Source organism: Streptomyces sp. NPDC001135, assembly GCF_053598395.1.
This window is the reverse complement of record NZ_JBSFKD010000071.1, coordinates 1-14041: the sequence shown is the minus strand read 5'-3', so window position 1 is coordinate 14041 and position 14041 is coordinate 1. Positions and strand designations below refer to the sequence as shown.

At 73.3% G+C, this 14041-nt stretch carries 11 protein-coding genes; 6 read left to right on the top strand and 5 right to left on the bottom strand.

Going from position 1 to position 14041, the window contains the following annotated elements; all coding sequences use genetic code 11:
* Positions 1–126: 126 nt before the first annotated feature.
* Complete coding sequence (locus ACWC94_RS41985; RefSeq protein ID WP_450803017.1) at positions 127–1614, bottom strand: S1 family peptidase; 1488 nt, start codon at positions 1612–1614, stop codon at positions 127–129.
* Between the two features lie 200 nt (positions 1615–1814).
* Here ACWC94_RS41985 and ACWC94_RS41980 point away from each other — a divergent pair, with 200 nt between their 5' ends.
* The 5 genes from ACWC94_RS41980 to ACWC94_RS41960 all read left to right on the top strand — a co-directional run bounded on the left by ACWC94_RS41980 (position 1815) and on the right by ACWC94_RS41960 (position 8868).
* A complete protein-coding gene (locus ACWC94_RS41980) occupies positions 1815–2228 on the top strand; it encodes a PaaI family thioesterase (protein ID WP_450803013.1) in 414 nt (137 codons plus the stop codon).
* A gap of 456 nt (positions 2229–2684) precedes the next feature.
* Entirely contained in the window at positions 2685–2900 is a 216-nt protein-coding gene (locus ACWC94_RS41975) for a type A2 lantipeptide (protein ID WP_450803011.1), read from the top strand.
* A gap of 100 nt (positions 2901–3000) precedes the next feature.
* Positions 3001–3807 carry an HlyD family efflux transporter periplasmic adaptor subunit gene (locus tag ACWC94_RS41970; RefSeq protein ID WP_450803009.1) on the top strand — a complete coding sequence of 269 codons (807 nt, stop codon included), beginning with the start codon at positions 3001–3003 and terminating at the stop codon, positions 3805–3807.
* Positions 3804–6041: an NHLP family bacteriocin export ABC transporter peptidase/permease/ATPase subunit gene (locus tag ACWC94_RS41965; protein WP_450803007.1), complete on the top strand. Its 2238-nt coding sequence runs from the start codon at positions 3804–3806 to the stop codon at positions 6039–6041. The genes ACWC94_RS41970 and ACWC94_RS41965 overlap by 4 nt, the downstream gene beginning before the upstream one ends.
* A 1-nt stretch (position 6042) precedes the next feature.
* Positions 6043–8868 carry an NHLP bacteriocin export ABC transporter permease/ATPase subunit gene (locus tag ACWC94_RS41960; protein ID WP_450803005.1) on the top strand — a complete coding sequence of 942 codons (2826 nt, stop codon included), beginning with the start codon at positions 6043–6045 and terminating at the stop codon, positions 8866–8868.
* Here ACWC94_RS41960 and ACWC94_RS41955 read toward each other — a convergent pair.
* Positions 8865–9683 carry a ribonuclease BN gene (locus tag ACWC94_RS41955; protein ID WP_450803003.1) on the bottom strand — a complete coding sequence of 273 codons (819 nt, stop codon included), beginning with the start codon at positions 9681–9683 and terminating at the stop codon, positions 8865–8867. The two genes, ACWC94_RS41960 and ACWC94_RS41955, sit on opposite strands and share 4 nt — an antisense overlap.
* Positions 9684–9847: 164 nt before the next feature.
* Between ACWC94_RS41955 and ACWC94_RS41950 the strand changes: the two genes are divergently transcribed.
* Entirely contained in the window at positions 9848–10954 is a 1107-nt protein-coding gene (locus ACWC94_RS41950) for an MGDG synthase family glycosyltransferase (protein ID WP_450803015.1), read from the top strand.
* A gap of 163 nt (positions 10955–11117) precedes the next feature.
* Here the strand turns inward: ACWC94_RS41950 and ACWC94_RS41945 are convergent, their stop codons facing one another.
* From ACWC94_RS41945 to ACWC94_RS41935, 3 genes are read right to left on the bottom strand one after another with little or no spacing between them, the layout of a single operon-like run.
* Complete coding sequence (locus ACWC94_RS41945) at positions 11118–11855, bottom strand: polysaccharide deacetylase family protein (RefSeq protein ID WP_450803001.1); 738 nt, start codon at positions 11853–11855, stop codon at positions 11118–11120.
* A gap of 34 nt (positions 11856–11889) precedes the next feature.
* Positions 11890–12858, bottom strand: a complete 969-nt coding sequence (locus ACWC94_RS41940; protein WP_450802999.1) for a DMT family transporter — start codon at positions 12856–12858, stop codon at positions 11890–11892.
* A 6-nt stretch (positions 12859–12864) separates the two neighbouring features.
* The gene (locus ACWC94_RS41935) at positions 12865–13716 is read right to left on the bottom strand and encodes an SDR family NAD(P)-dependent oxidoreductase (RefSeq protein ID WP_450802997.1); all 852 of its coding nucleotides are present in this window, start codon (positions 13714–13716) and stop codon (positions 12865–12867) included.
* Positions 13717–14041: the final 325 nt, after the last annotated feature.

Genomic DNA, 14041 nt, shown 5'->3' with positions numbered 1-14041 from the left:
GCAGGAGGGCCGAGCCGTCTCGTGCCCCGAAGGGGCGCGGGGAACCGTGTGACCGGCTCCGTGGTGCCGCGGGCGAAGGACGGCCCCTCGCGGCACCCGCCCGTCGCGGCCCTCCGGGCGGAACGCTCAGCGGGAGCTGGTCAGGGACGACCCGTCTGCCGAGCCGCTGCCGGCCTGATCGCCGACGCCGTTTCCGGACTGGTCCCCGGCGCCGGACTGGTCACCGGTGCCGCTGCCGGACTGGTCACCGGCCGAGGCGGACGGGTCGGCGGAACCGGACTGGTCACCCGCGCCGGACTGGTCCCCGGCGCCGGACTGGTCGCCCGCGCCGGACTGGTCGCCCGCCGAGGCCGACGGGGCGGCGGAACCGGACTGGTCGCCCGCACCGTTGCCGTTGTTGTCCGCGCCGCCGTTGCCGTTGCCGTTGTTGCCGGCGCCGCCGTTGCCGGCGCCGCCGTTGCCGTTGTTGCCGGCGCCGCCGTTCCCGAGGGTCGCGCCGGTCGCCTGCAGGGCGGCGGTGACCGGCTGGAAGAAGGTCTCGCCGCCGTTGGTGCAGTCGCCGCTGCCGCCGGAGGTGAGGCCGACGGCGCCGCCGTCCTGGGTGAACAGGGAGCCGCCGCTGTCACCGGCCTCGGCGCAGACGTTGGTCTGGATGAGGCCGTTGACGGTGTCGACGCCGCCGGGGTTCGTCTCGCTCTGGAAGTTCACGGTGGCGTCGAGCCCGGTGACCTGTCCGTCGTGCAGGCCGGTGGTGGAACCCATGCGGAAGACGGTCTCGCCCACGGTCGCGTCGGCGGCCTGGGTGATCTGCACGGTCTGGCCGTTGCCGGTGTTGACCTCGCTGGGCGCCTGGGTGTTCGCGTCCTTGTACTTGACGAGCGAGAAGTCGTTGCCGGGGAACTTGGCCTGGTCGACGGTGGCGATCGGCTGGCCGTTCTGGGAGTCGGACCAGTCCTTGGCGGCGACGCCGCAGTGACCGGCCGTCAGGAAGGCGGGGCTGCCGTCGGAGGCGGTGACGTTGAAGCCGAGGGAGCAGCGCACGCCGCCCTGCTGGGTCTGGGAGAAGATGGCATCGCCGCCCGAGGCGAAGGTCTTGAAGGTGCCGGCGGACTTCTTCAGGGTGGCCATGCCGGAGCCGAGGCCGCGCACGGTCGACTGCAGTCTGTTCCACCGGGCGCCGGTGACGGTGGAGTCGGCGGTGACCAGGATCTTGTCGGTGCGCGGGTCCACGGCCCAGGACGTGCCGGGGATCGTCGCCTTGGTCTTCAGTGTGCCGGCGGCGGCCTTGAGCTCCTGGATGCTGTTCTCCACCTGGCGCACGACCGCGCCCGCGTTCTTCGCGCGGGCGATCGCGTTGTCGTCACCGCCGGCCGCGTTGACGACGAGTTGCTGCTTGCCGCTGTCGAAGTACGACCCGGCGAAGGCGTCTCCGAGGGTCTTCTGGAGCTGGGCGGCGAGGTTCGAGGCCTGTGTGGCCTTCAGTGTCTTCGCGGTGCCGGTGGTGCCCGACGCCTGGTTCTTGTCCTGCGACGCGTTGGCGTGCGGCAGCAGGAGGGCCGCTGCACCGAGCGCCGCGACACCGCCCACCGCTATCGCGGCCTTGCGCTTGGGCATTCGCTTGTGACTCAAACTTCTCGACCTCCTGGGGACGGGGGGTCTGCCGCTGACGGGCAGTTCGTTTCGGGGCGCCTGGATGGCCGTACGTACGCACCGACTCCGCGGTGTGTTCAATTCCGTTTCCCAACGGCCGTACCGGGCGGGCGAATCGGCCATGCTCCGCGTGTTGCGGGAGGCCGGCGGGAACAATCCCCCATATGACGATGACCCCCGCCGAAGCCGACAAGATCCTCTCCGCCAACTTCGCCCCCTGGGTGCTCGATCTCGGGCTGACCGTCGAGACGGTGGGCGAGGACCGGGCCGTGCTGCGACTGCCCTGGTCCGAGCGGCTGGCCCGGGAGGGCGGCGGACTGTCGGGCCAGGCGCTGATGGCCGCCGCGGACACGGCGACGGTGATCGCGGTGTCCGCCGCACGGGGCGGCTTCGTGCCGATGACGACGGTTCAGCAGTCGACGTCGTTCCAGCGCGCGGTGACCGGTTCGGATGTCCGGATCGAAGCGGTCCTGACGAAGCTGGGCCGCCGGATGGCGTTCGCGGACATCACACTGAGCGACGCCGGTTCGGGAGTGCTCGCGGCGCGGGCGAGCACGGTGTACGCGATTCTGGGCTGACACGTTCCGCTACCGATCAGTAACGGTCCGTTCCGGGCGCGAAGCGGAATCCCCCCTTCAGGGAATCTACACATTGAATACTCAACCAAGTCACCGCCGACCGGGGATCTGCACATCCGCACGCCCCCCGGCACTCCTTTGGCGCGGAGTGCCGGATTCGCCGTCCGTCAGGCAAGGGTCCGGACGCGCCGATGCGGTGGCGCATGTGAAGGAGTAGCCGACATGACGTGCACACGCCTGCACGGATGAACCCGTTCGGCAGCCAAGTGCCCAGGTGAGAGGCCTGGTTGATTGGAAGGGCGCCCCGTGTGCGTGCTTTGATCCATCGCACCGCGGGGGTCGCGGCGGGCACCTGGAGACGGGGGCCCGGCGCCCGCGGTCGCGGCCCGTCCGTCTGTCCCCAGAGGGGGCCGCTCTCCCCCTTGTGAAATGCTTATTAGGAAGGGAAGTTCCACCATGAACTCCACCCCCCAGGTTGAGACCGTCGAGATCTCGGACGCCGAGCTGGACAACGTCTCCGGCGGTCTGTCCGTGAACGCCCTCAACACCGTGACCGGTGCCGCGAACGGCGTCGCCCCCGTTTCCGGCGTCGCCGACACCGTCGTCGGCACCGTCGAGGGTGTCACCGGCCTGAACGTGCAGCCGGTCACCAACCTGGTCGCCGGTCTCTGATCGCACCTCGTTGCATCGATGGTCCCGGAGCCGTCCTCGGCTCCGGGGCTCTCGGATGCCCTGAAACACCAGCGTCTCTCCCACAGGTGAGGGAAGTTCCGTGCAGTTCCGCCAACAGGCCCTCGCCAAGCTCCAGTCACCCGAAGAGCTGGACCTTCCGGTGCGGCTGGCCCGCCCGCAGGGCTGGCTCGCCCTGGGTGTCACCGTCGTCGTCATGGCGGCGGCCTCCGTCTGGGCCGTGACCGGTTCGGTCGCCTCCACCGTGGGCGCACCGGCCATCCTCACGCACGGGCAGGGCAGCTATCTGCTGCAGAGCCCCGTGTCCGGCCAGGTGACGGCCGTCCTCGCCAAGCAGGGCGAGCGGCTGCCCGCGAACGCGCCCGTCCTCAAGGTCCGTACGCCCCAGGGCGATTCCGTGGTCCGCACGGTCGCCGCGGGCCGCGTCACCACGCTCGCCGCCACCATCGGGCAGATCATCCAGACCGGCGCCAACGTCGCCGCGGTGGAGAAGGTCGCCCACGCCTCCGACCCGCTGTACGCGACCGTGTACGTCCCCGCCGAGAACGCCGCCGCCCTCCCCGCCCACGCCGCCGTCGACCTCACCGTCTCCTCGGTGCCGACCCAGACGTACGGCGTGCTGCGCGGCCATGTGAAGTCCGTGGACCGCGCCGCGCAGTCCGCCCAGTCGATCTCCGCGTTCCTCGGCGACAGCCAGCTCGGCGAGCAGTTCACCCGCAAGGGCCGCCCGGTGGCCGTCCTGGTCGCCCTCGACACGTCGACGGCCACCAAGAGCGGCTACCGCTGGTCCACCACCGACGGGCCGCCGTTCCGGCTCGACTCCATGACGCTCGCCTCCGGTTCGATCAAGCTGGCCGACCAGCACCCCGTCGATTGGCTCCTCCCGTGACCGTTTCGACCGAAGGCCCGCGGGCTGCCCGCAGCCGCAGACGCGCCGCCCCGGCCAAGCGGCGACCGGTCCCCAAGCCCCGTGGCGGCACGGTCCGTACGCCCACCGTGCTCCAGATGGAGGCCGTCGAGTGCGGTGCCGCCTCCCTGGCGATGGTCCTCGGCCACTACGGCCGGCACATCCCGCTGGAGGAACTGCGGATCGCCTGCGGTGTCTCCCGTGACGGCTCGCGCGCCTCCAACCTGCTGAAGGCCGCCCGCGGTTACGGCCTCACGGCCAAGGGCATGCAGATGGACCTGGCCGCCCTCGCCGAGGTGCGGGCACCGGCCATCCTGTTCTGGGAGTTCAACCACTACGTCGTCTTCGACGGCATGGGCCGCCGCTTCGGCCGGCGCGGCGTGTACATCAACGACCCCGCCAAGGGCCGCCGGTTCGTGCCCATGGAGGAGTTCGACGGCAGCTTCACTGGTGTGGTCCTGGTGATGGAGCCGGGCGACGGCTTCACCAGGGGCGGGCGAAAGCCCGGGGTGCTCGGCGCGATGCCGGCCCGGCTGCGCGGCACCGCCGGCACCCTGCCCGCCGCCGTCCTGGCCAGCCTCCTGCTGGTCGCGGTGGGCGCCGCCGTACCCGCGCTCAGCCGCACCTACATCGACACGTTCCTCATCGGCGGCCAGACCTCCCTGCTGGGCGTGCTGTTCGCCTCGATGGCTACCTCTGTCCTGCTCACCCTGGTGCTGACCTGGCTCCAGCAGGCCAACCTGCTGCACGGCCGGATCATCTCCTCCACCCTGTCCAGCGCCCGCTTCCTGCGCCACCTGCTGCGGCTGCCGGTGACGTTCTTCGCCCAGCGCTCCCCCGCCGACCTGGTGCAGCGCCTGCAGTCCAACGACCAGGTCGCCGAGACCCTGGCCCGTGACCTCGCGGCGGCGGGTGTCGACGCGATCGTCGTGGTGCTGTACGCGGTGCTGCTCTACACCTACGACCCGCAGCTGACGTTCGTCGGCATCGGCGTGGCCCTGTTCAACGTGGTGGCCATGCGGCTGGTGGTACGGCTGCGCGCGACCCGTACGGCGAAGCTGCGCGCGGACACGGCGCGGCTGACCAACACCTCGTACACCGGTCTGCAGCTGATCGAGACGATGAAGGCGACCGGCGGCGAGGACGGCTACTTCCGCAAGTGGGCCGGGCAGCACGCCACCACACTGGAGGAGCAGCAGCGGCTCGGTGTGCCGAGCGCCTGGCTGGGCGTGGTCGCTCCCACCCTCGCCACCTTCAACAGCGCGCTGATCCTGTGGATCGGCGGCCTGCGCGCGGTCGAGGGACACATCTCGGTGGGTCTGCTGGTCGCCTTCCAGGCGCTGGTCACCCGCTTCACCGCCCCGCTGACCCGGCTCAACGGCGTGGCGGGCCGCATCCAGGACTTCGCGGCCGACGTGGCCCGGCTGAAGGACGTGGAGAACTTCCAGGCCGACCCGCTCTACGCCCGCCCCGGCGGCGCCGACTCCACGCGCCGGCTGCACGGGCACGTCGAGCTGGAGAACGTGACCTTCGGCTACAGCCCGCTGGACAAGCCGCTGCTGAGCGGCTTCGACCTGACCGTGGGTCCGGGTCAGCAGGTGGCGCTGGTGGGCGGCTCGGGCAGCGGCAAGTCCACCGTGTCCCGGCTGATCTCGGGCCTGTACACCCCGTGGGACGGGGTGATCCGCATCGACGGCCGCCGCCTTGAGGACATCCCGCGCGGCGCCCTCGCCGCCTCCGTCTCCTTCGTCGACCAGGACGTGTTCCTCTTCGAGGGGTCGGTCCGCGACAACATCGCCCTGTGGGACCCGTCGATCCCGGACGAGGCCGTGGTGGATGCGCTGAAGGACGCGGCCCTGTACGACGTGGTGACGCGCCGGCCCGGCGGCATCCACAGCAAGGTCGAGCAGGACGGCCACAACTTCTCCGGCGGCCAGCGCCAGCGGCTCGAGATCGCGCGGGCCCTGGTCCGCCGGCCGAGCATTCTCGTCCTGGACGAGGTGACCAGCGCGCTGGACGCGGAGACCGAGCTGGTCGTGATGGACAACCTGCGCCGGCGCGGCTGTGCCTGTGTGGTGATCGCGCACCGGCTGAGCACGGTCCGCGACAGCGACGAGATCGTCGTGCTCCAGCACGGCACGGTCGTCGAGCGCGGGCGGCACGAGGAGCTGGTGGCGCGCGGCGGCGCGTACGCCGCGCTGGTCAGGGAGCGATGAGATGACGGCCGTTCAGGAGGGGCACGGAGGCGACCTGGTGCTCGGTGCGCTGGGTGCCATGGGCGCACGCATCGACTGCTCCGGTTTCAACCGCCTCGACCTCGAAGGCCCGCAGGTGCTGTGGCTGGTCTCGGCCGGCGCCCTGGACCTGTTCGCGGTCGACGCCGTCCAGCAGGGCCACTGGCACCACCTGGGTCGGCTGGAGGCGGGCGCGTTGCTGCTCGGCCCGGTCGCCGGGCCCCAGCACACCCTGGTGGCCCGCCCGGTCCGGGACTGCGTGGTGCACCGGATCAACCTGCGCGAGCTGTACCAGCCGGCGAACACCCAGACCTGGTCGTACGACGAGTACGGCAACCCCCAGTACGTGCCGCCGGCCACCAGCCCGCTGGAGTACGCGGTCGCGCTCGGCGTCGGCCGGGGCCTTTCCGTGCTGTTCCAGGCACCGATGGCGGAGGAACGGTCCGCCACGCCGACGGACGACGACGTGTTCTGGATGCAGGTGCCGCCGGGCAGCGTCCAGTACGGCTCGTTGTACGGCGCGGAGGCCGCCGCCGACCTGCTGATGGACCCGGCGCTGTGGCAGTCCATGGTGGACCAGCAGTACCGGCTGCTGACCGCGCTGGACCGGTGGATCGAGCAGCTGGAGCGCACCCACGAGACCCGTACGGCCGCCGGGATCAAGGCCGGTGAGGCGGTGCGCGCCGAGGCCGACCAGACCCTGTTGGCGTCCATCGGCAAGCGGTCGGCCCGCCGGACCACGACCGCCGACGCCGACGCCGGTTACGCCGCCTGCAAGCTGGTCGCCGAGGCGGCCGGGATCACACTCGCGGAGCCCGCGCAGAGCGGCACCGAGAGCGAGCGCCTCGACCCGGTCGAACGGGTGGCGCTCGCCTCCCGGGTGCGCACCCGGGCCGTGCGGCTGCAGGGGCGCTGGTGGCGGGAGAACGTGGGCCCGCTGGTCGGGCACCGGGCGTTGTCCGGGGCGCCGGTCGCCCTGCTGTGGCGGCGCGGCGGGTATGTGGCCGTCCATCCCGGCACCGGCCGCGAGACCCCGATCGAGAAGGCGAACGCGGAGGAGTTCGAGCCGCGCGCGGTGATGTTCTACCGGCCACTGCCCGACAAGGCGCTCTCGCCGTTCGGCCTGCTGCGGTTCAGCCTGCGCGGCACCCGGGGTGACCTGCTCGGCCTGCTGCTGGCGGGCCTGGTGACGGTGGCGATCGGCGCGCTGGTGCCGATCGCGACGGGCAAGGTGCTCGGCGAGTACGTGCCGCGCGCGCAGGAGGGCCTGATCGTCCAGGTCTGCCTGGCCGTGATGGTCAGCGGCGTGGTCGCGGCGGCGTTCACCCTGCTGGAGAACCTGTCCATCCTGCGTCTGGAGGGCCGGATCGAGGCCGCGCTGCAGCCGGCCGTCTGGGACCGGCTGCTGCGGCTGCCCACCCGGTTCTTCACCCAGCGCTCCACCGGTGAACTCGCCAGTGCCGCCATGGGCATCAGCGCGATGCGGCGGCTGCTGGCGGGTGTCGGCCCGGTGGTCGCCCAGTCCGTGACCGTCGGCGCGATGAACCTGGGCCTGCTGTTCTGGTACAGCCCGTCGATGGCCCTGGCGGCGATCGGCATGCTCGTCGTCATCGCGGCCGTGTTCCTGGGGCTCGGGCTGTGGCAGGTGCGCTGGCAGCGGAAACTGGTGGTGCTGGGAAACAAGCTCAACAACCAGGCATTCCAGACCCTGCGGGGGCTGCCCAAGCTGCGGGTGGCGGCGGCCGAGAACTACGCCTACGCGGCCTGGGCACGGGAGTTCGCGCGCAGCCGGGAGCTGCAGCAGAAGGTCGGCCGGATCAAGAACCTCACCACGGTGCTCGGCGGGATCTATCTGCCGGTGTGCACGCTGCTGATGTTCATGCTGCTGGCGGGCCCGGCCAGGGGCGCCATGTCGGCGGCCGACTTCCTCACCTTCAACACCTCGGTGACGATGGTGCTGACCTCGGTCACCCAGCTGACCGGCTCGTTCGTGTCGGCGGTGGCCGCGCTGCCGCTGTTCGAGGAGATCAAGCCGGTCTTCGAGGCGACCCCAGAGGTGCGCACGTCGAGCACCCGGCCGGGTCCGCTGTCCGGCGCGATCGAGGCCCGCCGGCTCTCCTTCCGGTACGCCGACGACGGCCCGCTCGTCCTGGACGACGTGTCCTTCGCCGTCCGGCCGGGCGAGTTCGTGGCGGTCGTCGGCCCGAGCGGCTGCGGCAAGTCCACCCTGCTGCGGCTCCTCATCGGCTTCGACAAGCCGGTCTCCGGCAGTGTCCTGTACGACGGCCAGGATCTCGCGGCACTCGACCAGTCGGCGGTGCGCCGCCAGTGCGGGGTGGTGCTGCAGCACGCGCAGCCGTTCACCGGCTCCATCCTGGACGTCATCTGCGGCACCGAGCCGTACACGCCGGAGGAGGCGATGGCGGCGGCGGAGCTGGCGGGTCTCGCGGAGGACATCAAGCGGATGCCGATGGGCCTGCACACCATCGTGGCCGGCAACGGGGCGGTCTCCGGCGGCCAGCGGCAGCGCCTGATGATCGCCCAGGCGCTGATCCGGCGCCCGCGGATCCTGTTCTTCGACGAGGCCACCAGCGCCCTGGACAACGACACCCAGCGGATCGTCATCGACAGCACCCGCAAGCTGAACGCCACCCGCGTGGTCATCGCGCACCGCCTGTCGACGGTCCTGGACGCCGACCGGGTGATCGTGATGGAGGACGGCAAGGTCGTCCAGCAGGGCACCCCGGCCGAGCTGCTCGCGGACACCACGGGCCGGCTGCACGAGCTGGTGCGCCGGCAGATGGCCTAACCGGGCTCCTCGTCGGCGTCCGGGTCGTCGTCGTGGTGCGGCGTCCAGTGGTGTTCGCAGAACCAGCGGCCGAACAGGGCGCCGCCGTAGATGACGAAGCCGACGCCGATGAGCCAGGACTCCACCACGAGCACGGTGCCGACGGCGCCGTAGCTGAGTGCGTTGGTGACGATCAGCGGGGTGAAGACGAGGTAGGAGAAGGCCCGCAGGCCTGCCAGGCCCAGGACGGTGGCGAGCGCGCCGGGCAGCAGCGAGCGCCAGTGGATCTGGCCGCCCAGCAGGAAGCGCTGTCCCCACCAGAAGAACAGCACGCCGCTCACCGTGGACAGCGCGATCCGCTGGCCCCCGTGCAGCGCGTTCTTGGTCGCCACCTCCTGGTAGAGGTAGGCGGTGAGCACCACCAGCCAGGTCGCCTGCCGCCAGACCCGGTGCCAGGGGCCGGCGGCCAGCCCCCAGATGCGTTCGTAGGCGTTCTGCACGCTGCCGCCGAAGGACACGCCGAAGACGGCCAGCAGGACACCGCCCCAGACACTGGTCGTGCCGATGACGCTGCGCGGCGGGCTGATGACGTCGGTGAGCACGTGGGCGGACCGGCCGGACAGGCCCATGCCGTCGGTGAGCCACGAGGCGAAACCGCCCCGTACCAGGGGATCGGCGGCGGCGACCACGATCAGCAGCGGTGCCAGCGTCACCAGCGCCAGGGTGGCGAAGCCCATGGCCCGGTGCATCAGTTCCAGCTCGCGGCCGTGATCGAACAGGGCTCCGACCCTCAGCCACTCCCAAGCGCGGTGCAGGCCGCGCCGCAACCGCCTCACGGCTCCTCCCGTGCTCGCCGCCCACACGCTCTCCTGTGCCGATTCATCCACCCCGGCGCGCTCCGGGCAACTCACGACACGGCCCGGGAGCGACACGGCCCAGGGGCGGGCCGTTTACGCGCGGGTTCACCGGAGAATCGGAAGCCGTGCGCACTCCTGCCGAGGTGGCCTCCCCCGAAGCCGTGCCGGGTGTCCGGCGGCGCCCGCTGATCCTGAGCGCGAGCATGGGGGCCGGTCACGACACCGTGGCCGCCGAACTGGCGCGCCGGGCGGCGGCGTACGGACACGAGCCGCAGGTGGCCGACGTCCTGCGGCTGCTGCCGTACGGCCTGGGCGGCGGGCTGCGCCGCTCGTACCAGGCGTCGGTACGGCACTTTCCCTGGCTGTACGCCGGTGTCTACGGCGCGTTCCTGCGCGGCGGCAGGGGGCCGCGTCCCAGCGGGGTACCGCTGGCCCGGCTCGCCGGTGACCGGCTGACGGACCTCGTGCGGCGGCTGGACGCCGACGTGGTGGTGTGCGTCTTCCACCTGGCCGCGCAGCTCACCGGTCATCTCAGGGCCCGGGGCGAGCTGCGGGTGCCGAGCGCCGTCTTCCTCGTCGACTTCGCCGTGCACCGGCAGTGGCTGCATCCCGGCAACGACCAGTATCTGTGCCTCACGGACGGGGCGGCGGCCGAGGTGCGCCGGGCCCTGGACAGGCCCGTCGTGACGACCGGACCGGCGGTCGCGCCGCAGTTCCGGGCGGCGGCGGCCGGTGCCTCGCGGTGGCGGGAGCGCTTCGCCGGGCAGGCGCCCGGCCGGCCGCCGGTCCTGCTGTCCGCCGGTGCCTGGGGCGCGGCGTCCCGGGCGGACGCCACCGCCGGACTGCTGACGGGGGCCGGGTACCTGCCGGTGGTGCTGTGCGGGCGCAACGCACGGCTGCGGGAGCGGGTGGCCCGGGTGCCCGGGGTCCTGGCCCTGGACTGGGTGGACGACATGCCCGGGCTGCTGTCCGCCGCGTACGCCCTGCTGGACAACGCGGCCGGCCAGACCGCCGTACAGGCCCTGGCCGCCGGGCTGCCGGTGGTCGGGTACCGGCCCCTGCCCGGCCACGGGGTGGACGGGGTCCGCCGGATGGCCGGCCTCGGCGTGTCGGAACTGGCCCCGGACGGGCCGGCGTTGCTGACGGCTCTGGGCAGGCTCACGGAAGGCGGCCCGGAGCGGGCGGAACGGGTGGCACGGGGGCGGGCGCTGTTCCGGGGTGATCCGATGGCGCATGTGGCCGGGCTGTGACGCGGGGGCTCCGGGCGCCGGGCGCCGACGGCCACTGTCCACGGTCCCGTCCCGTCGCGTCGGACGGCCGACCCGAGGCTCGCGTCTCGCGTCTCGCGGCCCGGCGTCGGCCGACTCCTCGGCCCGCACCCGGACGTCCGCCGGACGGCCCCCCGGCCTGGGTTCAGCCAAGCGCCCCGTGGTCGCGCAAGGGGCCGATCGAGAGCCCGGCCTCCCGGCAGTTCGCCACCACGGCGGGCAGGGCGCCGAGGGCCGAGTGCCAGCAGCCGGGGGCCGCGAACCGGTCGGAGTCGTGCAGCAGGACGGTACCGCCGCCGCGCAGCTCCGCCGCGACCAGGGCCCGCACCGACGCCGGGGTGGCGTCGGCCGTCCAGTCCTTGCCCCACGCCGACCACAGCACCGGCCGCAGCCCGGCCCGGCGTGCGGCCAGCCAGCGTCCCGAGGTGAGGATCCCGTAGGGCGGCCGGTACCACTGCGGCCGGTGGCCGCTGACGTCGTACAGCGCGCGGACGGTCCGGGCGACCTGGGCGGCGTCCCGGGCGGGGGCGGGCCGCCAGGGACGGTCGTGCGTCCAGCCGTGCACCGCCAGCTCGTGTCCGCGTCGGGCGGTCTCCCGGGCCAGCGCGGGATGGCGCACCACGTGCTCGCCGAGCACGAAGAAGGTCGCCCGCACGCCGAGGTCGTCCAGCGCGTCGAGGAAACGTGGCGTGGACGCGGGGTCCGGACCGTCGTCGAAGGTCAGCGCGACGTGCCGGCGGCGGCCGGTGCCGCAGAGCCCGGGGAACAGCAGCAGCCGTACCCCCGGGAGCCAGGTGGCCGCCGGTCCGATGTGCGCGGCGGCGACGGCGACCGGCAGCAGGGCGGCCGCCGCCCGCCTTGGAAGGCCGGACCTGAGGGGCATCACTGACCTGCCTTTCGGTACGGGGACCGCGTCCTCACCTCTGGACTCGGCGCCGACGGCCGGTCTCCCCGGTGTCTCGGCCGCCGCGCCGGTCCCTGCTGTCCCGGTGGTCCCGACTGTCCCTGCTGTCCCGCCCGGACGCATCCCAGTGCCGCCCGAGGGCCGGTGCCCGCGCCAGGCCGATGCTGCCCGCGCCGATCAGCGCGACACCGACTGCCTCCGGCAGCATCCGCAGCCCGAGGTGGATCGCCTCGGCGAACAGGACCCACCCGAGGACGACGCTGGTGAGCGCGTCGCCGAGGGTGAGGGCGGGCTGCGAGGCGGTGAGCGACCCGGCGCCCAGCGCGCTCTGCAGCAGCAGGAAGGCGACGAGCCCGGTGGCGGCCGTGGCGTACGGCGACCAGTGCGTGAACATCGCCGCGGGCCCCTGTCCCAGCCGCCCCACGGCTTCCTTGAGCAGCGCGGCGGTGGTGGCGAAGCACACGGCGGAGGCGAGGCCGACCAGCGCGGCCCGGGGCGCGCCTCTGGTCGGGCGGGCGGCGGCCATGAGGAGTACGACCACGCCGACCGCCCCGCCGCCGCCCAGGAGCCAGGCCCGGGGCGGCGCGCTCGGCCGGCCGGCACCGGGCGCCGCAGCCAGCAGGAAGAGGGCCAGCCCGACGGCGAGGGCGACGAAGGCCAGCCAGGTCGCGAGGCCGGGCCGGCGCCGGAACACCACACCGCCCACGACCAGGGTGAACAGCAGTTCCGTGGCCAGCAGGGGCTGGACCAGGGAGAGGCTGCCGACGGCCAGCGCCCCGGCCTGCAGCAGCCCGGAGAGTCCCAGCAGCGCGGCCCCCGCCAGCCAGTAGGGGCGCCGCAGCAGCCGGGCGAGCCGGCGCGCGGCCGGCCCGGCTCCGCCGTCCGCGTGCGGCTCCTGTACGGCGGCCCGGCGCTGGAGCACGGACGCGGAGGCGTTCGTCAGGGCCGCGAGCAGGGCGAGCAGCACGGTGACGGCGGTCATGACCGCTCATCCGAAGCGGGCGGCGAGCCGCCGGTAGAGCCCGGGCGCGACGCCGCGCACCCGCGCCGGGAAGCCCAGCCAGCCTGGGACGTACACCTCGTCCCTGCCGTGCAGGACGGCGCTCCAGACGGCGTCCGCCACCCGTTCGGGTGACACCGGTCGCGGCCATGTCCTGGTGTAGGGGGCACCCCGCCGCTCGAAGAAGGGGGTGTCGACCGCGCCCGGGATCACATGGGTGACGCCCACCCCGGTGCGGCGCAGCTCGTAGCGCAGGGCGTCGGCGAAGGCGGCCAGGGCGGCCTTCGCGGCGGAGTACACGGCCTCGCCGCGCACGCCGAGGCTGCCGGCGACCGATCCGACGAGCACGATGCGCCCCGTGCCGGCGGCGACCATGTGGGGCAGCAGGGCGCGCACGAGGTGCAGCGTGGCCAGCAGGTCGACGCCGACGATCTCGTCGATGCGGGCGTGGGGCATCGCGGTGAAGTCGCCGGCCCAGCCCACGCCGGCGCCTGCCACCAGGAGGTCGAGGCGGCCCGCGTGGTCCAGGACGAGATCGGTGAGCCGACGGTCGGCGCCCGGCCGGGTGAGGTCCGCGGGCAGGGCCAGGGCGTCGACCTGGGCGGCCACCTGCTCCAGACGTGTGGCGTCGCGTCCGTTCAGCACCAGCCGCCAGCCGCCCTCTGCGGCGAAACGGCGGGCGACGACGGCGCCGATGCCCGAGGATGCGCCCGTCACCAGGACGGTGCGGTGCCGGCCGGCCCGATCCCCGGAACCGTGACCGGAACCCGCCTCGGGGACGGAGGTCGCGACCGGCCCGGTGCGGTTCGACGGTCCTGCGGGGGGCGGGGCATGGGACATGGTGACGACCTCACTGCGACGTGTGTGCACGGGCTCGCGAGCTGCGGGGCCGAACCCTCGCGGTGTATCCAGGGCGCCACACACTGAAACACCGCGCACGGCGGAGCCCCGCCGAACGCCCGCGGCAGCCGGAACGGACCGTGGCGACGGGCGAGGGACCGGGGTCGGGCCGTGGCGGCCGAGGCGGGGCCCGTGCCGGTCCGATGTCAGGCCCGTGCCGGCCGAGGCGGGGCCCGCGTCGGCCGAGGTCAGGCCCGTGCCGGCCGAGGCAAAGCCCGTGCCAGCCGAGGCGGGACCCGCGCCGGCTGAGGCGCGGCGCCGCGCC